This is a genomic window from Maribellus maritimus, assembly GCF_022267315.1.
Taxonomy (GTDB): domain Bacteria; phylum Bacteroidota; class Bacteroidia; order Bacteroidales; family Prolixibacteraceae; genus Draconibacterium; species Draconibacterium maritimum.
Genome location: NZ_JAIKLE010000044.1, coordinates 23,015 through 45,991, shown reverse-complemented (window position 1 = coordinate 45,991; position 22,977 = coordinate 23,015). Strand labels below are relative to the sequence as shown.

General features: G+C 34.4%; 19 protein-coding genes and 1 tRNA gene. 10 read left to right on the top strand and 10 right to left on the bottom strand.

Annotation, left to right across the window (positions count from 1 at the left end):
- Positions 1 to 248 precede the first annotated feature (248 nt).
- Together K5G00_RS25255 and K5G00_RS30095 are read right to left on the bottom strand one after the other, a co-directional pair.
- Positions 249 to 332: transfer RNA gene (locus tag K5G00_RS25255), tRNA-Leu, on the bottom strand.
- Between the two features lie 60 nt (positions 333 to 392).
- Positions 393 to 1,769, bottom strand: coding sequence for an MFS transporter (locus tag K5G00_RS30095; RefSeq protein ID WP_238769290.1), 1,377 nt, complete (start codon positions 1,767 to 1,769; stop codon positions 393 to 395).
- A 150-nt stretch (positions 1,770 to 1,919) separates the two neighbouring features.
- On the opposite strand from K5G00_RS30095, the gene K5G00_RS25245 reads away from it, so the two are divergent.
- The 8 genes from K5G00_RS25245 to rsgA all read left to right on the top strand — a co-directional run bounded on the left by K5G00_RS25245 (position 1,920) and on the right by rsgA (position 10,596).
- The gene (locus tag K5G00_RS25245; RefSeq protein WP_238769289.1) at positions 1,920 to 2,504 is read left to right on the top strand and encodes an RNA polymerase sigma-70 factor; all 585 of its coding nucleotides are present in this window, start codon (positions 1,920 to 1,922) and stop codon (positions 2,502 to 2,504) included.
- A 34-nt stretch (positions 2,505 to 2,538) separates the two neighbouring features.
- Entirely contained in the window at positions 2,539 to 3,582 is a 1,044-nt protein-coding gene (locus K5G00_RS25240) for a FecR family protein (protein ID WP_238769288.1), read from the top strand.
- A 21-nt stretch (positions 3,583 to 3,603) separates the two neighbouring features.
- Positions 3,604 to 5,169, top strand: a complete 1,566-nt coding sequence (locus K5G00_RS25235) for an aspartyl protease family protein (RefSeq protein WP_238769287.1) — start codon at positions 3,604 to 3,606, stop codon at positions 5,167 to 5,169.
- Positions 5,169 to 6,683 (top strand): carboxypeptidase-like regulatory domain-containing protein, encoded by a 1,515-nt coding sequence (locus K5G00_RS25230; protein ID WP_238769286.1) that lies wholly within the window; start codon positions 5,169 to 5,171, stop codon positions 6,681 to 6,683. The genes K5G00_RS25235 and K5G00_RS25230 overlap by 1 nt, the downstream gene beginning before the upstream one ends.
- A gap of 112 nt (positions 6,684 to 6,795) precedes the next feature.
- Complete coding sequence (gene rbfA, locus K5G00_RS25225; protein WP_158866152.1) at positions 6,796 to 7,140, top strand: 30S ribosome-binding factor RbfA; 345 nt, start codon at positions 6,796 to 6,798, stop codon at positions 7,138 to 7,140.
- Positions 7,141 to 7,188: 48 nt separating this feature from the next.
- Complete coding sequence (locus K5G00_RS25220; protein WP_238769285.1) at positions 7,189 to 8,415, top strand: FtsX-like permease family protein; 1,227 nt, start codon at positions 7,189 to 7,191, stop codon at positions 8,413 to 8,415.
- Between the two features lie 112 nt (positions 8,416 to 8,527).
- Positions 8,528 to 9,556: an L-threonine 3-dehydrogenase gene (tdh, locus tag K5G00_RS25215; protein ID WP_238769284.1), complete on the top strand. Its 1,029-nt coding sequence runs from the start codon at positions 8,528 to 8,530 to the stop codon at positions 9,554 to 9,556.
- Positions 9,557 to 9,645: 89 nt separating this feature from the next.
- Positions 9,646 to 10,596 carry a ribosome small subunit-dependent GTPase A gene (rsgA, locus tag K5G00_RS25210; protein ID WP_238769283.1) on the top strand — a complete coding sequence of 317 codons (951 nt, stop codon included), beginning with the start codon at positions 9,646 to 9,648 and terminating at the stop codon, positions 10,594 to 10,596.
- On the opposite strand, the gene mnmA is transcribed toward rsgA, so the two are convergent.
- The 7 genes from mnmA to K5G00_RS25175 are packed head-to-tail and all read right to left on the bottom strand — an operon-like array spanning position 10,597 to position 20,004.
- Positions 10,597 to 11,649 (bottom strand): tRNA 2-thiouridine(34) synthase MnmA, encoded by a 1,053-nt coding sequence (gene mnmA / locus K5G00_RS25205; RefSeq protein ID WP_238769282.1) that lies wholly within the window; start codon positions 11,647 to 11,649, stop codon positions 10,597 to 10,599.
- Positions 11,646 to 13,460, bottom strand: a complete 1,815-nt coding sequence (gene uvrC, locus K5G00_RS25200) for an excinuclease ABC subunit UvrC (protein ID WP_238769281.1) — start codon at positions 13,458 to 13,460, stop codon at positions 11,646 to 11,648. Before uvrC ends, mnmA begins: the two co-directional genes overlap by 4 nt.
- Positions 13,457 to 13,975 carry an adenine phosphoribosyltransferase gene (locus K5G00_RS25195; RefSeq protein WP_238769280.1) on the bottom strand — a complete coding sequence of 173 codons (519 nt, stop codon included), beginning with the start codon at positions 13,973 to 13,975 and terminating at the stop codon, positions 13,457 to 13,459. Before K5G00_RS25195 ends, uvrC begins: the two co-directional genes overlap by 4 nt.
- A gap of 25 nt (positions 13,976 to 14,000) precedes the next feature.
- The gene (gene mnmG / locus K5G00_RS25190) at positions 14,001 to 15,884 is read right to left on the bottom strand and encodes a tRNA uridine-5-carboxymethylaminomethyl(34) synthesis enzyme MnmG (protein ID WP_238769279.1); all 1,884 of its coding nucleotides are present in this window, start codon (positions 15,882 to 15,884) and stop codon (positions 14,001 to 14,003) included.
- Positions 15,881 to 16,318 (bottom strand): rRNA maturation RNase YbeY, encoded by a 438-nt coding sequence (ybeY, locus tag K5G00_RS25185; RefSeq protein ID WP_238769278.1) that lies wholly within the window; start codon positions 16,316 to 16,318, stop codon positions 15,881 to 15,883. The genes mnmG and ybeY overlap by 4 nt, the downstream gene beginning before the upstream one ends.
- On the bottom strand, positions 16,315 to 16,725 hold the full coding sequence (locus tag K5G00_RS25180; RefSeq protein WP_238769277.1) for an ATP-binding protein: 411 nt from the start codon (positions 16,723 to 16,725) through the stop codon (positions 16,315 to 16,317). The genes ybeY and K5G00_RS25180 overlap by 4 nt, the downstream gene beginning before the upstream one ends.
- On the bottom strand, positions 16,726 to 20,004 hold the full coding sequence (locus K5G00_RS25175; protein ID WP_238769276.1) for a DUF4175 family protein: 3,279 nt from the start codon (positions 20,002 to 20,004) through the stop codon (positions 16,726 to 16,728).
- Positions 20,005 to 20,433: 429 nt separating this feature from the next.
- On the opposite strand from K5G00_RS25175, the gene K5G00_RS25170 reads away from it, so the two are divergent.
- Positions 20,434 to 20,811 (top strand): response regulator, encoded by a 378-nt coding sequence (locus tag K5G00_RS25170; RefSeq protein ID WP_238769275.1) that lies wholly within the window; start codon positions 20,434 to 20,436, stop codon positions 20,809 to 20,811.
- A gap of 5 nt (positions 20,812 to 20,816) precedes the next feature.
- The gene (ruvB, locus tag K5G00_RS25165) at positions 20,817 to 21,839 is read left to right on the top strand and encodes a Holliday junction branch migration DNA helicase RuvB (protein ID WP_238769274.1); all 1,023 of its coding nucleotides are present in this window, start codon (positions 20,817 to 20,819) and stop codon (positions 21,837 to 21,839) included.
- Here ruvB and K5G00_RS25160 read toward each other — a convergent pair.
- Complete coding sequence (locus tag K5G00_RS25160) at positions 21,831 to 22,904, bottom strand: glutaminyl-peptide cyclotransferase (protein ID WP_238769273.1); 1,074 nt, start codon at positions 22,902 to 22,904, stop codon at positions 21,831 to 21,833. The genes ruvB and K5G00_RS25160 overlap by 9 nt on opposite strands.
- Positions 22,905 to 22,977 lie beyond the last annotated feature (73 nt).

Genomic DNA, 22,977 nt, shown 5'->3' with positions numbered 1-22,977 from the left:
TCTCAAGTTCTTTTAAATCCTCTTTTATATTGAATTTGCTTTGTCTTCCCATGCTTCAAAGATAATAAAGCGGCACTATATACTCAAATTGGTATTACTTTTGATTATAGTGTTGAAAAATTTGTTTAAAAGAATTATAAATCCACCTGCTTCCGAGATGACGGGCTCTAATTTGTACTTTTGAGATGTGAGAAAAAAATAAAGGAGCTGAATTTCAGAACTTTAATTCTTACTTTTCAACTCCTCGGTACCCGGGGCGGGAATCGAACCCGCACTCTGTTGCCAGAACTGGATTTTGAATCCAGCGCGTCTACCAATTCCGCCACCCGGGCTTCTCCCTTTGCGGAAAAATGGTGTGCAAAACTAAGTATTTCGTTCGAATTGACAAAATATTAATTTGCATTTTGATTTCTACGGTCAATTCTTTTTACTACTTGTCCGTAAATAATTAATGCAATTGCAGAGATTAAGGCTATTCCTACAAAAAAGTACCAAATATAATGTGCATGTGTCGCAGTCTCTTCCCAAGCCTCTCTCGAAGGAAATAAGCGCGGATCAGGACAAAAACGGTCCAGTAACACACCTGACATGATAAAACCGAAAATAGACGATAAAAAAGAGTGCAGATGGCTAAATCCAAGATAAAGTCCTTCCTCGCCTTTAGGAGCCTGCAATGAAAAATATTCCAAAAAACGCGGAGATATAAATGTTTCGGCAAATCCCTGGAAGGCAATCCCCACTACCATCATAAACGCAACAGGGTGCATTCCCAAAATATTTCCGTCCATTAAATTACCCGAGGCCATAAAAAGCGCGGAAACCGGCATAATAAACATTCCAACAGTCATACTAAAAAGAGCAGTTCGTTTCCGCATTATGTGTGTTACCAAACCAACAGTTAAAAATACGACCAAGGGATTTACATTGGCATACCACGAAGGTGAAGCTCCCTCGCCGGCCAGACGCAACACATATTTAGGCATGGTTGCATACATTTGGTGTTGTACCATCCAAAAACCGGTAATGATTAGTATTAAAACAATAAGGCGAAAGTTTGAGAGCACTTTAAAAAGCCCTTCCAAAATTTCACTAAGAGTTTTTCCTTCGCCTGCTGTCTGACGGCTTTTGTACCAAAGAAAAACTACAATCAATCCCAACAGTGTCATCACTGCAGAAAAATAACTTATCCATATTAACCCGGTATTCCCCATCATCTCGCGAAGCGGCTTAACAACAGTTTTTCCTGAAAAGGCCCCGATGTTTACCATGGCATAAAAAATACTGTATCCCCGGGCTCTGTTTTCTTTGGTCGTTTCTTTGGCTACGGTACCTGTAATTACCGATTTAATAAATGACCCACCCAAAATAATCAACAACATTACGGGGAGAATGGCATATCTTTGCGCCGAAGTATCAAGACCTTTAAAAACGGTTGTAGAGCCATAATCAACCAGTCCGGCCGATTCAAACATCGTCGGCAAAACACCCATTCCGGCATAACCAAGAGTCAAAAGCCCAAAAGCCAGTATCAGTGATTTCCGGAATCCTATTTTATCAGCATAAGCACCTGCAAAAGTGGGTAACAAATACAGCAATGCCTGAAAAACACCTGCAATAGTAGCTGCTTGAATATCACCAAATCCTAAAATTCGCGATAAATACAAGGTGATAACAATAAAAACTCCGTAATATGCCGCCCTTTCAAATAACTCTACGGTATTGGCTACCCAAAATGCCTTTGGGAAGTTCCAGGTTTCTTTTTTTTCCACTATATCCCTTATTATTATAATTAACACGCAAAAATAGCAGCATAATCGATATTGCAAAATGACATATCGCTGTGAAAATCGTCTTTTAAAAGGTTTTTGAAAGGAGTAACTTTTTTTTACCTTAGCTTCTCCGGTAAAATAACCAAAACTATGAACCCACCTGAAGAAAAAGCATGGATGAAAAAGATTCAAACAGGCGATCAGAAAGCTTTTGAAATGCTATTTCACAAATATTACGGCAACCTCTGTTTATATGCAACAAAAATTTTAAACAATAATGAAGCTGCAGAGGAAGTGGTTCAGGACTTTTTTGTAAAATTTTGGGGAAAAAGAGAACAAATCAATATCGATACATCCATAAAAAATTATGTTTTCCGTTCAATAAGAAATTTATGTTTAAACCATATTAAACATAATGATGTGAAAGAAAACTATATAAAGAACAGCGAAAATGATATACAGTCAAATATTGATTTTGAAGAACACTTTATAGAGGTTGACCTGGTACAAAAAATTGAAGAAAGTATCAATTCTCTTCCAGAAAAACGACGCGAAATATTTCGGTTAAGCAGGGAAGAAGGTTTAAAATACCGGGAGATTGCTGAAAAACTAAATATTTCTATTAAAACGGTTGAAGCACAAATGAGTCTGGCAATCAAAAATTTACGCGAAAAATTAAAAGATTATAAACACTTTCTGATGCTCTTTTTCATTTTGTTTAAAAGGACAAATTAAGGGTAAACTGAATGTGCATTGTCATTTAGGTAACATGGGAAAAAAGAAAAACATAGGAAAAGTGGAGTGGGAGCTTCTGGTGAAGTTGGCTACAAACGAAACCGGAAGCAAAGATAGGGAAGAAGCAAAATCCTTGTTGAACAAATCGCAAGAAATCCGAACAGAGTTGGAAACAACCCAAAAAATGCTCGGAAAAATTGACGATTTCTACTCTTTAAAAAATTTTGATTCTCATAATGCATGGAAAAATGTACAATCGAAGATTTATCCTGAAAAAACAAAAACTGTTCAGCTTAAAAACATCAGAAAGGAGGCTATTCGCAAATTTTATAAATATGCTGCCATAGTTTTTGTTGTTTTACTTTTAGGATCAATTGGATATTATATTGGTTTCGTTTATCAAAATCCGGTTCATGAAAATCAAATTGTTATGGCCGAAAACCAGGTTTTAAACGAATATGTTTTACCCGATGGATCGGTGGTTACATTAAACTGGAACTCGCAACTTGAGTTTCCTAAAAATTTTAACGACAGCATTCGGGAAGTAACCATCAGGGGAGAAGCATTTTTCGACGTAAAACCAAATGCCAAAAAACCTTTTGTAATTAATGCCGGCAATGCACAGGTAAAAGTTTTAGGTACCTCTTTTAACGTTAGTGCATATCCTGAAACCGAAACCGTTGAAGTTGTGGTAAAAACCGGAAAAGTCCGGGTGATTCGGAAAAAACCGGATACGCAAACCGCAATCAATGAAGTGATCCTTGTTCCTGGCGAAAAAGGTACGCTTTTTAACCAAAGTAACCTTTTGGAAAAATCGGTAAACACAAATCCCAATTTTGTTGCCTGGAAAACGCTAGATCTGATATTCGACAAAGTTCCGTTAAATGAAGTTATTCTGAATTTAGAAAAAGTATATCACGCTGATATTCAGTTAATGGAACCTGAATTGAATAATCTCGTATATACTGGTCATTTCGACCAAAAACCGATTAATTTTGTTTTAGATGTGATACGGCTCACTTTTAATTTAAATTTATCGGAAGAAAATGAACAGTTTGTCCTATCTGACCGTAAATAAAACAGATAAAGCCTTAAAGACATGAAAACTCTAATAAAAAAAATAGGTATAACAACCATATTTGCGATTGCAATAATGGCTTTTATTCCCAAAACACTGCTTGCACAAGAAACCAAAACACAGGCTCTGGATCAAAATATCAGTATTTATGCAGAAGACGAGCCTTTGGCTGACGTGATTGAGAAAATATGTGATTATCTCAATCTCGATTATTCCTATAATTCAAGTATTGTTGAAGACAAAAAAATAAGCTTAAACGTATCAAACAAACCCATAAAATTTGTTCTCGACAAATTGATGAAAGACTTTTATCTTCTTTTCGAAATTGAAGATAACATACTGGTTGTTCGCGATTATGTTCCACTGGAACAAAGTATTGATTTTGAAGAAAGTTCGCAACAATTTTTTGGAAACAACAGGGGATTTTTATTTGATGATCCACGAAAAAAATCGATCACCGTAAAATTTAAATCTGCCAGTAATCTCATCATCATCCCGGTAAATATCAATGATTCAGACACGTTAAATTTTATTCTCGATACAGGTGTTCGCCACCCGATTATTACAGAGTTGCCCTTTGTAAATAAATTGAACCTGAATTATATGATGCCAATCCAAATCAAAGGATTGGGAGAAGGGGAGGAATTGACGGCATACCGCTCTGGAAACAATTCCCTTAGTATTGACGGGCTCACTGCACGAAATCAGGAAGTTCAGATGATTATAGACGAAAACTTCCAGATTTCACATATGCTTGGAATTCCTGTTCATGGTCTTATCGGTTTCAATTTATTCAAAGATTATGTGGTTGAAATTGACTACTTAAATGAACAAATTACGCTAAACAGGCCGGAATATTACAAATACCGAGACAGAAGAAAAGACATTGTTCTCCCGCTTATGTTTGATGGAAACAAACCTTTTGTTAGAACCAGTATTGTTACCGACGAACTAAAAGAAGTTCCTGTAAAACTGCTGGTTGACACCGGAGCGAGCGATGCTATCTGGTTGTCTGAAAAATCGGATTCACGCATTGGCTTGCCGCAAAACCACATTGAAACATTTTTAGGAAGAGGATTAAACGGCGATTTGTACGGAGTAAAAGGAAGAATTGACGGAATTTGGGTTGGTCCGCTGGTGTTGCCCAAACCGATAGTAGCTTTTCCGAACTCAGAATTAATCGACCAACTGATTTCTTCGAATGACAGGAATGGAACAATAGGTGCTGAAATTTTGCGTCGTTTCAGGGTTACTATCGATTACAGGAACAGCCGCCTGACTTTACGCCCAACTCATAAGGTAAAAGATGATTTCAATTACAATATGAGTGGAATGGAAATCATTAATCCAATGCCCGGATTACCCATTTTTACCATTACAAATATCCGGGAAAATTCACCTGCATTTTATGCCGGATTAAAGGAAAACGACCAGATTTTATCAATAAACAGCAGCAACCATCAATCGCTGGAATTAAACGATATCAACTTATTGTTGCAAAGCAGAGAAAATAAAAAAATCAAGGTGAAAGTTTTGAGAGACGGAGAGGAATTTAAAACTTCTTTTGAATTGAAAAGAATGTTTTAATGCTCAAAGTTAAAATTAGCATATTACTGGCCATCCTGTTTTCCGGCTCTATTTACGGACAACAGGATGGTTCTGTTTTAGAAAAACGCGTTACCATCGTCCAAAACAACCAAACGCTCTCAAATATATTAAACCAATTAAGCTGGCAGGCCGGTGTTTTTTTTTCATATGACGCATCAGTTATCGACGCTGAAAAGAAATACAACATCGAAGCAGCAAACAAATCCCTGTTTACTGTTTTAAGCGAACTTTTTGGCACAAAAAAATTTCGGTTTTCTGAACGCGAAAATCAAATCATTATTTCTGAAAATACTGATTATAAAAGCCTAGAGGAAAAACAAGATTCGATTCCGGTAAAATTTTTTTTTCTGTCGGGAAAAATAATTGAAGACAAAAAGGAAGAACCAATTCCTTACGCGTCTATTTCATTATCTAATAAACCAATTGGCACCATTACCAATATTGATGGAGAATTTCTTTTAAAAGTCCATCCGGGTAATATCAACGACACAGTTATCATTTCATGCATGGGTTATGAACAAATAGAACTTCCTGCTTTTGAACTACTCGACGAAGATTTATTTGTTATGACTCCCGTTTCGATTAGGATTCGTGAAGTTAAAGTCACAGCAATAACAGCGGATAAGCTGCTTAAAAATGTAAGAAACAATATTTCAAAAAATTACAGCGACGAGAACCGCCTGATGACCGCTTTTTATCGCGAAACAATAAAGCAAAATAAAAATTATGTTAATATATCTGAAGCTATTGTTGAAATTTTAAAAGCTTCTTATACAAATCTTTTTCGCGACGATTTGGTCCGGCTTTTAAAAGGAAGAAGAAGCCCTGACGTGCAACCGTTTCAATGGCTAAACTTTAAATTGCAGGGAGGACCTTTTACAATCACAAAACTTGATATAATCAAAAACATGGAGTCTTTTATTGACGAAGAGTTCGAGCATTTATACAAATACAATATAAAAAAGGTAGTTTGGTACAACGATTATCCGGTTTATGTACTGGAATTTAAGCCAACATCCAACCAAATCTTTCCGCTATTTGTAGGCGAGATATATGTTCATCGTGAAACATTTGCCATCTTACACGCCAGGTTTCAATTAGATAAAGAAGGACTCAAAACCGCTGAAAGTGTAATGATTAAAAAAAAACCGCGCCGGGTGAAAGCTAAACCAACCGATGTAAAATACGAAGTAAATTATCAGCAATACAGGGGAAAATGGCATTTGGCTAACGCAAAAGCCTCGGTCAAAATCAAAGTGAAAAGTAAACGCGATAATGTAAATTCAGAATATCACAGTGTTTCTGATCTGCTGGTTACCGATATAAATAAAACTGAAGTCAAAAGGTTTACAAGAGATGAATCTATAAATCAAAGCGATATTTTTGTTGAGCTTATTAATGAATATGATGAAAAATTCTGGGAAAACTACAACATTATTAAACCCGACGAAAATCTAATAAATGCTATAAAAACCATAACATCAAACAACTAAACGTTTTTTCCAGGTTTCTTCTTCTAACTTTAATCTTTTCTGCTTGTTCTAACAATTTTCTGTAATTTTGACCCGGTCAATGTTTTGAAACAAATTAATTTTATATCCGTTTATGGAACAATTTAGCACACGTCAGAATAAGATCTCAAGGTTGGTTCAGCGCGAAATGGCAGAAATACTTCTAAAAATAAACAAATCGAAATACACAGGAAAACTAATTACGGTAACTGTTGTAAGAGTTACAAAAGATCTGGGTATTGCGCGCATTTACCTTAGTATCTTTCCTTCCGAATTTGGGGACGAAATTCTTTCAGACCTGAAACTGCAGGGTAAACAAATACGAGGAGAATTGGGTCGGAAAGTGGGTAAAAGTTTGCGGGTGATTCCTGAACTTGAATTTTATATTGACGACAGCCTCGATTATATTGATAACATTGATAAATTACTAAAATCGTAGGTTTTCAAATATTTTCATTTATTACTCGTTAAATAAAAAATATCCATATTGAATCTTCCGCTTTATATAGCAAAACGTTATCTGGTTTCAAAAAAGAAACAGAATATAATTAACATAATATCAGGGATATCAATAAGCGGTATTATTGTAGGAACCATGGCTTTAATAATCGTTCTTTCTGTAATGAATGGTTTTAGTAGCCTGATAAATTACTTTTTTAGCAGTTTTGATGCTGATTTAAAAATTACTCCGGTGGAAGGAAAAATGTTCGACTCCTCGGAAATTGATGCTGATGCAATTAAAAATATCCCCGGGGTTTTGCATTATGCCGAGATTATTGAAGAATCAGCCATGTTAAAATATGGCAGCCAGCAATATTTCGCTACCATAAAAGGTATACCTCAAAACTATGCAAGCTATACAAACATCGATAGTTTAATTGTTGATGGTGAATTTATCCTGAATGACAAGGGGACAGAATATGCTGTTGTTGGGCAGGGAGTTGCATACAACCTTGGTATTGGACTTACATTTATCGATCCTATCCGGATAATGGTTCCTAAAAAAGGACGTCAGATAAAAATAAATTCTGCCCGTGCTATCAATTACAACTCTATTTTTCCATCCGGAATTTTCGCAGTTCTGGAAGAAGTAGACTCCAAATATGTTCTGGTTCCTTTTGATTTTGCAAAAAATTTGTTTGAAAGTGGCTCAAATATTTCATCCATTGAACTTGGAATAGACAAAAATGTAAGGGTAGGAGATATACAGAAGAAGATTCAGAATACCCTTGGAGAAAAGTTCCACGTGAAAAACAAATACCAGCAACATGATTCCCTGAACAAAACAATGAGATCCGAAAAAGCTGTTGTTTATTTAATCCTTGTATTTATTCTTATCATTGCTTCTTTTAATGTGCTCAGCAGTCTTTCTATGCTGATTATCGACAAAAAAGATGATATTGCCATTCTCAAAAGTATGGGTGCTACTTCAAAGACAATACGCCGGATTTTCCTGTTTGAAGGATGGTTGATTTCAGTTTTAGGTGCAGTAATTGGTACTGTTTTAGGGCTTTTTATCTGTTGGTTACAAATAGAATTTGGCTTTATGAAACTACCGCAAAATGGTTCTTTTGTAATCTCTGCTTACCCGGTTCGTGTTATTTCAACCGATGTTGTTCTTATTTTTGGCGTAGTTTTGCTTATCGGATTTTTGGCTCCACTGTTTCCCGTCAAATTTATTTCCAATAAATATTTATTACGATCCGACTCATAACTAACTAAAAAACAGAAAATTAATATTAAATTATATTTTTATAAATCTGATTTTAGTTATCATTTTGCGGTGTTTTTTGTTTTATCTTGCAAACATAAAATTTCTATAATAAATGAAAGCTCTGGTAAAAAGTAAACCTGAAAAAGGTATCTGGATGGAAGAAGTTCCAATTCCAAAAGTTGGACCGAACGATGTATTGTTAAAAGTAAAATATTCCGCTGTTTGCGGAACCGATTTACACATTTACAAATGGGATGAGTGGGCACAACAAACCATAAAAACACCCGTTGTTATTGGTCATGAATATATGGGAACTGTTATTGAAGTTGGGTCGGAAGTTAACCGGGTAAAAGTTGGTGAACGTGTAACAGTTGAAGGACACATTTCCTGCGGATTTTGTCGCAATTGCCGGCGTGGAAGACAACATATCTGTGATAACACCATTGGGATTGGTGTACATCAGGACGGCGGCTTTGCAGAATACATTTCTGTTCCAGCAAAAAATGTTTTACATATAGATAAGCGGATTCCTGACGAAATCATGGCAATTATGGATCCGATGGGAAATGCCACACATACAGCACTTTCATTCCCATTGCTTGGTGAAGATGTATTAATAACCGGTATTGGCGGCCCAATTGGTGCGATGGCCACAGCTATATGCAAATTTGCGGGAGCCAGAAATATTATAGGCACTGATTTAAGCAAATTTCGTCGCGATTTGGCTCGCAAAATGGGAGCTACCCGTGTGATTGACCCTACAAAGGAAAGTATCAGGGAAGCCATGGAAAAACACGATATGGTAGCAGGTTTTGATATAGGACTAGAGTGTTCCGGCTCCCCGGCAGCTTTTAACGATATGGTTAACCATATGTATAACGGAGGAAAAATAAGTTTGCTCGGATTACTTCCACAAAGCACTCAAATAAACTGGAGTAAACTCATTTTCAAAGGATTAACTCTAAAAGGAATTTATGGTAGGGAGATGTACGAAACCTGGTACCATATGGAAATGATGCTAACTACCGGACTTGACATTTCGCCCGTTATTACACATCGCTTTTCAGCAGATGATTTTCAAAAAGCATTTAACATAATGGAAGAGGGGAGTTGTGGAAAAATCATTTTAAACTGGGAATAACTAAATTGTTCCACGTGAAAACAAAATTTGTCCTCATTTCCGTTTTTAACGAATATGGCTAATTTTGTATTAATAAATATATTGAGATTTTGGAGAAAGGATTAGTAATAAAATCAACAGGAAGCTGGTATACAGTAGAATCGAAAAGTGGTGAACTTTTCGATTGTAAAATCAAAGGAAATTTTCGTATCAAAGGAATAAAAAGTACCAATCCTGTTGCCGTTGGAGATTTTGTTGATTTTAAGATTCTTCCAAACTCATCAGAAAATAATGCAAAAAATATTGGTTTAATAACTGCGATTTCCGAGCGAAAAAATTACATTGTTCGCCGATCTCCAAACCTCTCCAAACAATCGCATATTATTGCGGCCAATATAGATCAGGCCATTCTAATTGTTACTATAAATTACCCGGTAACAACCACTACCTTCATCGACAGATATTTGGCGTCGGCAGAAGCTTACCGAATTCCTGTACTCCTTGTTTTTAACAAAACAGACAGATATGATGAAAAACAGACTACAGAGTTAAAGGAATATATAAGAATCTACGAAAATATTGGCTATAAGTGTTTGGCAACGTCAGCTCAAAATAGGGTAGGAATTGATGAATTAAAACTAGCAATCGCAAATAAAACCAATGTAATTAATGGCCATAGTGGTGTAGGTAAATCAACATTAATAAACCTTATTCAGCCGGATTTAAATATAAAAACAAAGCAAATTTCCGATGTTCACAAAACCGGCAAACACACTACTACATACTCCACCCTCTACAAATTAGCTTTTGGAGGATACATCATTGATACTCCAGGAATTAAAGGATTTGGTATGCTTGATATGGAGCCGTGGGAAATATCACACTATTTCCCTGAGATATTTAAATTATCAGAAAAGTGCCAATATAACAACTGCTCTCACACGCACGAACCTGGATGTGTTGTTAAGCAAGCAGTAGAACAGGGTGAAGTTGCGTCTTCAAGATTTATAAGCTATTTAGGACTATTGGAATCAGACGACAAATATCGTCCTGCTTTTTAACTACTCGGAACTTTCAATAAAACCGCCTCCAACCAGTCTATTTCCATCATAAAATACCGCAGTCTGTCCGTTTGCCACCATTGCAACCGGCTCCAACAAATAAACTATTGCCTGGTCTTTATGAAGAATGTTTATCTTACACGGAGTATTCTGCAGCCTATACCTAATTCTTACAATGAAAACTTTATCCTTGTCAAACTCCTGAATATCAACGCATTTCATATTACTTACAAGTATCTTGTTTTTGTACAAATCTTCATAATCAGAAAGAACAATTTCATTAGTGGTGGCCGAAATACCAGAAACAAACATAGGCTTATTCGCACTAATACCAAGTCCTCTTCGCTGCCCTATTGTATAATTTAATATCCCGGAGTGCCTCCCCAATACTCTTCCTTCTTTGTCGACAAAATAACCACGTTTGAACTCGATGCATTTTGACTTCAAAAATTTTCTATAATTGTTTTCTTCTATAAAACAGATGCCTAAACTATCCTTCTTTTGTGATAAACAACTAAATCCCAGCGTATTTGCATACTCTCTGGTTTGCATTTTATTGAGAGCGCCAAGCGGTAAAATAAGCTTATTTAAAACTTCTTTATCAAGTCCCCACAAAAAGAAAGACTGATCTTTTTCAGTATCTGTACCCTCAAAAATATATTGTTTTCCCTTATGTTTTTTTATTCTTGCGTAGTGTCCGGTCGCGATATAATTACAGTGGTAGATTTCAGCATTCTTCAACAAATTCTTAAACTTAAGTTCAGGATTACATATTGCACAGGGAAAAGGAGTTCTACCCTTCTGATATTCCTGAGTAAAATAATTGACAATCAGTTTTGTAAATTCGGATCGAAGGTCACAAACAAAATGTTCTATTCCAATTTCTTGGGCAAGTTTCTGCGCTTCCTTAACGGCAAATTCATTTTGTTCTTTCAATTCTGAAAAAATAAATGTCAAACCAACTACTTCATAACCATCTTTCTGCAACATCATAGCTGCAACAGAGCTATCCACACCACCGCTCATCCCTAATAACACGCGTCCCTTACTCATTTGTTAAAATGATGATAAATAATTGCTGCTTTTGCTTTCCCGACGGACTCTTCCAACTGTCTCTTTTCCAATTTTTTTATATGCTTAACAGATTTAAAATCTTTTAGTAATTTTCGAGCTGTTTTTTCGCCTATTCCAACAATTGAATTTAACTCGGATGTAATAAAATCACTTGATCTCTTATTTCTATGAAATGTAATTCCAAACCTGTGAGCTTCATCACGCAAATATTGAATAACCTTTAATGTTTCAGAATTTTTATTGATATAAATAGGTACTGAATCACCGGGAAAATAAATTTCTTCCAGTCGTTTAGCAATACCAATAATTGTAATTTTTCCTCTTAAATGCAGCTTATCAAGTGCCAAAACAGCCGAGCTCAACTGACCTTTACCTCCGTCTATAACAACCAACTGCGGTAATTCATTCCCTTCTTCTATTTGTCTTTTATACCTTCTGTAAACGACCTCCTCCATGGATGCAAAATCATTTGGCCCTTCCACTGTTTTTATATTGAAATGCCGATAATCCTTTTTATACGGTTTTGCATTTACAAAAACCACGCAAGCGGCTACTGGGTAGGATCCCAGTAAATTACTATTATCAAAGCATTCTATCCTTTTCGGAAGCTCTGATAATTGCAAATCCTTCTGTATCGTAGTCAAAATACGTTCTTCCCGTACCTTAGGATTTTTTAAAAATGTTTGTTTATCCTTCTCTAATCGATAATATTTTGCATTGCGTTGAGACAATTCCAACAAACTCTTTTTCTCCCCCCTTTTTGGTATAACAAATTTCACGTCATCCAGAATATCATTCAGCTTATATGGAACTAAAATTTCTCTGGCATTACTGAATATTTTTTGCCTAATATCTACAATTCCAGCTAATAACAGATCTTTAGAAGATTCATCCAGGCCTTTTTTTATCTCAAGTGTAAAAGTTTGAATTATTGCCCCCTTGATAATCTTTAAATAATTGATAAAAGCAAATTTTTCATCCTCCTCAATCGAAAACACATCAACATCAGTAATATTAGGCGACACGACAGTAGAGCGGCTCTGATAACGCTTTAACGATTCATATTTTTCCTTAATTTTTAAAGCTTCTTCAAAATCCAATTTTTCCGACATTTTTTCCATCATTCCTTCTAAATGGGAAACAACACCGGAAACATTTCCTTTCAAAATATTGATTATGTCGTTTATACCTTCACTATACTTCTTTTCTGGGTAAAATCCCTCGCAGGGCCCATAACAGTTACCAATATGGTATTCGAGACAAACTTTAAACTTTCCATTTTTAATATTATCCTGACTCAATTGGTAATTGCAAGTTCTTAATTTATATTCTGACTTAAAAAGATCCAAAAGAGTTCTAACCGTATATATTGAAGTATAAGGACCAAAATATTTAGAACCATTCTTAACCAAATTTCTGGTTTTAAATACCCGCGGAAATGGCTCGTTTTTTACGCAAATCCAAGGGTAACTTTTATCATCTTTAAGCCGAATATTATATCTGGGCTGATATTTTTTAATAAGATTATTTTCTAAAAGTAAAGCATCCTGTTCTGTTTCTACAACCATGTGTTTTATATCGACGATATTCCTAACCAACAAAATAGTTTTTCTGTGGTCGTGACTTTTGGAAAAATAAGAAGATACTCTTTTTTTAAGATTTTTTGCTTTTCCTATGTAAATAATCTTATTTGCATTATCAAGAAACTGATATATCCCGGGCCGATTAGGTAAAACCGCTATTAAGGATTTCAGATAGTCAATATTCGTATTTGATGTTTTATATTTCAATACTTAATCAAAATCTGCGGATCAAAACTTTTAATTTCCTTTTTCTTTGGAGTGTCTATAAATTCCAAATCACAAACAAAACTAAAGTAAGTTCTTCTAACTCCCATTTTTTTCGCGAGGTTTAAAGCAGCATAAGCTGTACCTCCTGTTGCAAGCAAATCATCATGAATCAAAATAATATCTTGCATTCCCAAAGCATCTTCATGTATTTCTACACTATCTTCACCATATTCCAACTCATAAGTTTCAGATATAACTTTTGCAGGAAGTTTACCTTTCTTTCGAATAGGAACAAAACCAGCATTCAATTTACTAGCGACAGCGCCACCAAAAATAAAACCTCTTGATTCCAAACCTACAACCTTGGTTATACTCTTATCTTTAAATTCATCTACTATCGAATCAACAACCGTATTAAACGCATCCTTATTTTTTAAAAGTGTAGTAATATCTTTAAAACTAATTCCCTCTTTTGGAAAATCTGGAATCTCTCGAATTTCTTTTTTAAGGTTCATTTTGATTTTTGTTTCACGTGGAACATTAACGACCAAGCATAATAAGTAAAACGTTTATATCAGCAGGAGAAACTCCCGAAATACGTTTTGCCTGACCAATAGTTTTTGGATTAATTCTTTCTAATTTTTGTCTACCTTCAGTTGAGATAGATTTCAATTTACTATAATTAAATTTATCCTCAATATTTATATTTTCAAATTTATCTAATTTTTCAGCAAGCAACTTTTCCCGGTTGATGTAACCTTCATACTTAATTGCAATTTCTGCTGCTTCTATAATTTCATGTCTTCTATCCTCCGGAACCCTTTTGAGAAACTCTTTAAACGGACCAATGTATTCAATCAAATCAAATATTGAAATCTGAGGACGCAAAATTATGTCAATTAATTTTACTCCTTGTTTTAATTCTGTAGTACCTTTTTTCTTAAGTAACTGATTTACAAACACCGGCTTAACACTAAATTGTTTAGTGTAGTCTATAATTTGTGAAATTATGCTCAATTTTCGATCCAACAAATTCTTCCGATCCAGAGAAGCTAATCCTAATTTATATGATTTTTCGGTTAACCGAATGTCAGCATTATCCTGACGAAGCAAAATTCTGAACTCTGCCCGGCTGGTAAACATCCTGTAGGGCTCATCCACCCCTTTTGTAACTAAATCATCGATAAGAACACCAATATATGCTTCATTTCGCTTGAGAACAAATTCTTCTCCCTTTTGATGCGATTTTAAATGAGCATTTATACCGGCAATGATTCCCTGAGCACCTGCTTCCTCATAACCGGTTGTTCCATTTATCTGACCAGCAAAAAACAAATTATCCACCAATTTGGTTTCAAGCGTGTGATGCAATTGTGTAGGTTCAAAATAATCATATTCGATAGCATAACCCGGACGAAAGATTTTTGCTTTTTCTAATCCCGAAATTTTACGTAAAGCTCTATATTGAACTTCCCAAGGTAAGGACGACGAAAAACCATTTAAATAATATTCTATTGTTCGTTCTCCTTCAGGTTCTAAAAAAAGCTGATGTTTTTCTTTTTCAGAAAAGGTTACCAATTTTGATTCTATGCTTGGACAATATCTTGGACCTGCTCCTTGTATTGTACCATCAAACATTGGTGAAAACTCAAAGCCTAACTCCAACTCACTATGTACCACCGGGTTTGTGTAAGTAATCCAACAAGACCTTTGATTCAAAGTCGACTCTGTACCAGGTAAATAAGAAAATTTATAATGACTTACATCTCCCTTCTGTTCAATCAAATTTGTAAAGTCAATTGTCCTTCCGTCTATACGTACAGGTGTACCCGTTTTTAACCTCCCGGTTTTAAAACCTACATCAAAAAGTTGTTCAGAAATATTATAAGAAGCTGCTTCACCTATTCTTCCGCCTTTCATCTGAGCCGAGCCAATATGCATTAAACCGTTAAGAAAAGTGCCATTGGTAAGTATAACAGTCTTTGCGTTAAACTTAATACCTATTTTAGTTACAACTCCTTCAACAACTTTATTATTACTAATTAATAGTCCAACAACTGCGTCCTGCCATAAATCGAGATTTTCAACTGACTCAAGAGTTTCACGCCACAACTCAGCAAACCTAAACCTATCGTTTTGAGAGCGTGGACTCCACATTGCCGGACCTTTTGATTGATTTAACATCCTGAACTGTATGGTTGATTTGTCAGCAATAATTCCTGAATAACCGCCCAAAGCATCTATTTCACGAACAATTTGCCCTTTTGCTATTCCTCCCATTGCAGGATTACAGGACATCTGACCATACTTTGTCATGTCCATTGTTATTAACAATGTTTTTGAACCCAAATTTGCTGCTGCTGCTGCTGCCTCACAACCAGCATGTCCTCCTCCTACAACAATTACATCATATTCTGGTATCATAACTCAATCCCACTAAAATCAACTTCACTTAAATAAAAATTTTCCTTTTGCCTCATTTCAAACTGTTCAGCCTTTGTTTTATCATTGTAACCAACTAAATGCAAAACACCGTGAAAAACAACTCTGTACAATTCTACAACAAATTTATTGTGAAAAGTTTCGGCATTTTCCTTCACACGATCCAAACTGATAAATAAATCCCCCGAAATTACAGAATCTTCTACATAATCAAATGTTACAATATCTGTATAATAGTCGTGATTTAAATATTTTTTATTAATCTCCAATAAATAGCTATCAGAACAAAAAATAACAGAAATATCTCCTAAACTCTTTAATTCACCCAATATAAGCGAATTAACATATTCTTTTAATTGACTTCTTTTTAGCTCTACCGGATCAACATCCTCGAAAAAAAATTGTATGCTACTCACCTACATTTCATTTTTAAATGAACACTATTTCCTTTACTGTTGTAGCGTAAAGAATCGGAAAGTGACCGAATAATATGAATCCCCCTACCTGACTCCTTTTTTAAATTCTTTGTTAAAATAGGATTTTTAACTTCATCCAAATTGAACCCCTGCCCTTCATCCTTTACTTTAACTGAAATATGATTAAAGTCGCAATCTATTCTAATTGTTACCGGTTTTCTTGAATCGTTTTTATTACCATGCTCAATAGAATTTATTACAGCCTCAGACACGCACAATAAAACGCGGTTATAAAGCGCTTTATTGAGCTCATATTCTTCGAATACTTGTTCTATAAACCTTTCTACTTTAAAAAGTTCGTCTTTATCTGATTTTATTACTAATATTTTGTTTGTTTCAGTCAGCACTTATTTGTCTATATTATTTAAATACTGTTTGTATTTATTATTATAGAAATTATTTAGTTTATGCGAATTCTTATACAAATACTCTATTGAATAGTTTTCTTTTTCTTTATACTCAAAAAACTTAGCTGGGTTACTATAAAAATCATCAGCTGTTTCCGACTCCCGTTTATCCTCATATTCTCTTTCCAATTCAGCCCTTTCAGCCTCCAGTAAACGTGTTGTTATAAGATTTTGCCTCGCAATAGTTTGAGCATTTATATTTTTATTCATCAACTCCTTTTTGTTTTGCTCTAAAAGTTGGTCTATTTGTTGAAGCTGATCCTTAGCGCCGCTTCCTACTTTTCCATTATTCATGAGTTCCCGTAACATCTGTTGCATCATTTCATGTTGCATCAAAGATTCGCCTAACTGCTGACTCATTTCTCCCTTATTTCCGTTTTTCATTTGCTCTATCATACGTTCCAACTGTTGCTTTAAGTTTTCGGAAGCATTCTTCAACATATTCATTCCGGGTTTACCTTGTGCAGGATTTTCATTCTGTTGATCTCCAGGCATTGCATTGGCCATTTGTTCCTCCAAGTTTTCCAAAGCCTCATTAAGCATTAACGCAAGGTTATTTACAGAGGTAATAACAAACAACTGATTTACTTTTGCATTTGGAAACAAACCTTCTTCCATCTGGCTGGTTGATTTTTCAAGATTTAATTCCATTGAAAGTAATTCATTATTCACCATACTGTTGATCTGCGGCGTTCTCATCGCAAGTGCATACAATGAATCCCGTACGATTTTACTTTGATCAAATATTCTTTTTTGTTCATGGTTTAGTTCCACCAAACGAGGATCATTTGCATCAATTCCTGACAAACCATCAAAAACCTCTTCCTGCGAAAACGATAAAACGATTAAGTTACTAAGTATTTGTTTTAAATTTTCAATATTCTCCATGTTCTGTTGCATGGTATTCTGAGCAAGCATTTGCTGCATCCCAAAAGCCATATTCTGAAGCTTCTCAGAAGTATTTTTTAAACTTTCGCCTGATTTTTTCCTATTTCTTTTATTAAGTTCATTCTTATTTTCATCAAAACTCTGCTTAATATCTTCAAACTCTTCGCTAAAATCATCAAAATTTAGTGGCTCTGTTAATTCATTATTTAAATCAAGTGCATCTTTTACCTCGTTTTCTATTCGGTTAAATTCCTGCTGGTGTTCTGTTACTTCTTCAAGCGCTCTTTCATAATTCTTTTCTTCTAAAATGTCTTTACCAACTTGACGCTCTTCTCCAGCCATTTGGTTTACATCATCAATTACCTTCTGCAATTTTTCTTCTATCTTCATCTTCCGCAACATTTCAAGGTTTCTATCCATCTGTTTTTGAAGATCTTCAAAACTAAGATCCATCTGCTGCCAAAGTTGATTTAGCTTCTTACTATCAAACTCTTCAGCCAATTTATTAAACTCCTTCATTAATTCTTTGAGTTCATCAGTAAAAACTTCTTCAAGCAATTCCTCTATTTGTTTTTGTTTTTCTATTATTTCGTCGCTTTGTTTATTAAAAGAATTCAAATAATTATTTAAATTTTCATTATTCTCCTTTATCTGATCGTACATCTGCTCCAACCGGTTTTGCTTTGAAATAATATCATTCACCATTTGAGATTTTTCCCAATCCGAAGTGTTTGCTTCCATATTTTTTAAACGCAGGTTTTCCAAATCATCCTGAATTTCTCCGGCCATTTCTATACTTTGTTTCAGCATATCCTCCAATTTCAGAAATTGTTCTTTTTCAGTTTTAGCAATCTCTTCCTGATTTGGATATTGAAATATAAAACTACTGGAAGTAGTTGTTTTATAATTGTTTAAAACATCATTATCTGTTACTGAAAAATAATAGGACACTATACCCGACTTTTCACCTAAAGTACTAAAATCGAAACTGTAATAAAATTCCTGATCACTTAACGACCGGACAAAAGGGATAGAAAAAGCTGAATCTGTATTTTCGATATTATAGTGAAACTTTAAATCAGAAAAACCATAATCATCTCCAATTATTCCCTTAAAGAAAAACCGGGTTACCTGAAAGGAATCTTTTACTTGTGCAACATCTATTTCCGGAAAAAGATCCGGAATTACATCAATTGAATAAGTTAAGGCAAGCTCTGCTTCTGTTATTCTATTTTTAATTAATACACTATAATTTGTCGATTTATAAAATTTAGATTCAATAACAAACGAATTGTTTTGTCGACTACCTGCAACTTTCAACGAATCATTAAAAACCATATACAACGAATCAACATCAATACCGGAAAAATTCCACTCTACATTTGTACCGGAAGGAATCTGTATATCGCCAATATTATCAAAAGACTGATTTTGTAATAATGTATAAGAAGGAGGAGTAATTTGAACATTAAAACTGGTAATACCTGGTTTTGGAAGAAGCTGTAAATTGTATTTTTCAGAACTGTATTTTAAATCCGTAAAATAAAATGTTACCGGATTTATTACCGATGCCATTTCAAATTCGAAATAACCGGCAGCAGTATTTTTCATCAGATAATTGTTTCCATCTATATTGATATATACCAGCTGAGGTAATTCATCTCCTTTACAATTGACAGCAATCGTAAACGCATCGCCTTTTTTTGCCTGTAAACTTGTATTCGATAAATGAAAAGTATAGGGAGCCGGTTTTACATACTGGGTGTTATAATGTATTATTCTTTTCGTAGACTCTGTAAATATACTTCGGTTTGCCAAAAATATTCCGGCCGTAACAATTATACTCACACCAAAATACAATAATATAAACCGTAGTTTTTTAAATTGAACAGCATCGTTAAAATCAAAAATTTTTAATTCATTGATTTTCTGATCAATACTTGCCAAAACAATTTCATTTGAATATTGCTTGTCAGAAATAGAAGCCAACTCAATAACATTCAGAAGCTTATCTTTAATATCAGCAAAACTATTTTGAATAAGAACTGAAGCAGATTTTGTATCGATTGGTTTTAATATGTGTAATAATTTCAGAAGCGGGATTCCAACAAACTGAACTATCAACAATCCACCAAAAATCGTATATCCATAAAAAAGGATTTTCCTGTATTCGACCGGTAAATAAACGTTATATTCAATTATCGAAAAAACAACATAGAGTATAAGTAGTATAAACAATACAAGAAACAACCCCTTTAAAATTTGGTAAGAGTAATACCGCAGTTTAAAAGCATTTAGTTTATTAACAAGTATGTTAAAATTTTCTGTCATAAAATATAAAATATTTGGCCACAAATATTTACAAAAATCCGCAATGTTAATAACTACACGTTAAAAATTTGAAAAACAAAAATAAACTTTTAAAATTATATTTGTATTGTTTCAAAATTTATCTATACAATCTATTAATCAAAACGACCTTTTTATTTAACTATTTTTTAGCATCAATCTTTTCACAAAATATTAACTGTTCATTTCAGGTAAAAAACAGAAACAACAGTAATTAACACTTGTTAAAAAATAAAACCATATTCTTGTGGTATAACAATTTAACCCTATAACAGGTTGTTAAAAACATATTAAAACCAGTTTACAGTTCCGAGAATAAAAAATAGAAAATAGAAATTAACAAGTGTGAACAGGATATTATTAATTACATATATCTTTATATTTGTTTTATTCTAATATAAATACAGAGAAATGGAAATCCTTCTTGTTGAAGACAACCTGTTAAATCAAAAAGTAGTCACATTTAATTTACGAAAATATAATTATCATGTAACTGCGGTAATGTATGGACGTGAAGCAATAAAACTGATAAAAGAAAAAAAATTCGATCTTATTTTAATGGACATCATGTTACCTGAAATGGACGGATTTGAAATAACAAAAGCAATTAGAAAATATGAAAAAGAGGAGCGCATAAATCCACAAATTCCAATTATAGCATTAACGGCAAATGCTTTGGATAATGACCGGGACAAATGTTATAATGCCGGAATGAATGAATACTTGTCGAAACCTTTTACGTCAGATGAATTAATCGGAGTTATTGACAAATTTTTTCCGCGACAGTAAAATTAATGGAGGAAAATATTGACATTAGGGGAGGGAACTTTTCAGAAAGTGAGAAAGAGCTGGATAAAAAATTGCGGCCGCTTCAGTTTTATGATTTTAGTGGACAAAATAAAATTGTTGAAAACCTCAAAATATTTGTGGAAGCGGCTAAAATGCGTGATGAATCTTTGGATCATGTGCTTTTACATGGGCCGCCGGGACTGGGAAAGACAACATTATCAAATATTATTGCCAACGAACTTGGCGTAGGTATTAAAATTACATCGGGACCAGTGTTGGATAAACCCGGAGATTTGGCCGGATTACTTACCAACCTCGAAGATAAAGATGTGCTTTTTATAGACGAGATTCATCGCCTTTCTCCTATTGTGGAAGAGTATTTATATTCTGCGATGGAAGATTTCAGGATTGATATAATGATTGATAAAGGACCAAGTGCACGTTCCATTCAGCTGGAATTGAATCCTTTTACACTTATTGGAGCCACAACACGGTCGGGTTTGTTGACATCGCCGTTGCGAGCCCGTTTTGGGATAAACTCACATCTTGAATATTATGATTCTGTGATTTTAACAGAAATTGTAAAACGTTCGGCCCGAATTTTAAATGTTACTATTTCAGAAGATGCTGCCAAAGAAATTGCCTCACGAAGCCGCGGGACTCCCCGTATTGTTAATTCACTGTTACGAAGAGTTCGTGATTTTGCACAGGTAAAAGGAACCGGTGAAATTGATATGTCGATAACCAAACACGCATTATCGGCCTTAAATATCGATGAGTATGGTTTGGATGAAATGGATAACCGTATTTTGTATAGTATTATTGATAAATTTAAAGGTGGACCCGTTGGTATTACTACCATTGCAACTGCTGTGGGCGAAGATGCCGGAACCATTGAGGAAGTATACGAACCCTTTCTTATAAAAGAGGGATTTATAAAAAGAACTCCCCGTGGGCGGGAAGCAACAGAACTGGCATATAAACATTTGGGAAGAATAAAATACGGCGATTCACCAACTTTATTCTGATTCTATTAATTTTATTTCGAAAAGACGGGGCCAGTATTTTCCGGTTACAAATAACCTGTCATTTGTTTTGTCGTAAGCAATACCGTTCATATAATCTATTGTATCCGAGGGATTTGTATACATATTTATAATTCCATCTAAATTTATTTCCCGAATAACTTTGCCTGTTTCAGCGTCAATTTCAATTATACGGTTGGTTGTATAAATATTGGCCAGAATTTTACCGTCGATGTATTCCAGTTCATTAATAAAATTTACCAGTCCTTTATCGTCAGAAACCTGTAGAGTTTTTACCACCGAAAAATTTTCAGGGTTAAGCCAGGTTAAAGTATGAGTGCCGTTACCCATAATAAGATTGGTTCCGTCGTTGGTTAAACCCCATCCTTCGCGCGAACTGTACTGAAAACTGTCGATAAGTGCAAAATCGGAAAGATTATATACAAAACCTTTTTGCGCTTTGTAGGTAAGCTGATAAATTTTGTCATTAAGAATTGTAATTCCTTCACCAAAATATATTTCATCAAGCGAATGAGTTTGAACCACATTTCCGTTTGCCAGATTAATTTTCATTAAATGTGATTCTCCGTTATTTCCTGTACCTTCATACAAAAATCCCTTGTAAAATTCCAATCCTTCAGTAAACGAAGATTTTAAATGGGGATAGTTGTTTATAATCTGGTAACTGTATTTTTTCGGAACAACGTCTGAAATAACCGGAATGCTTTTTACCCTGGAATTATTAACACCATCGGTTTTTGTGGCGACTACCCTGAAATTATTGTTTCCCATAGCGTTTAGTTCAACACCCGGAACAGTAAATTCAAGTTCTGAACTTTCTTTAATTAACTGATTATCATAAAATAACTGAATATTTTCTATTTCTCCGTTTTTTACTTTTGTTTTTACTTCAACGGATACTTTTTCGCCAAAAACATAATTTTTTTTTGACGGCTGAACAACAATAGTGCTAACCGGCTTGCGCGAACGTTTTGGTTTATTTGAGCAGGAAAAAAAGGTTACAAATAAACTAAATACAAGTACCAAGGGAAAAACCGATTTTTTCATGTGCTGTATCTTTTATTTTAATCTTTTCAAAGATAAAATATAAAAGGAAACGTTCGAGTAATTTCCTTCTTTC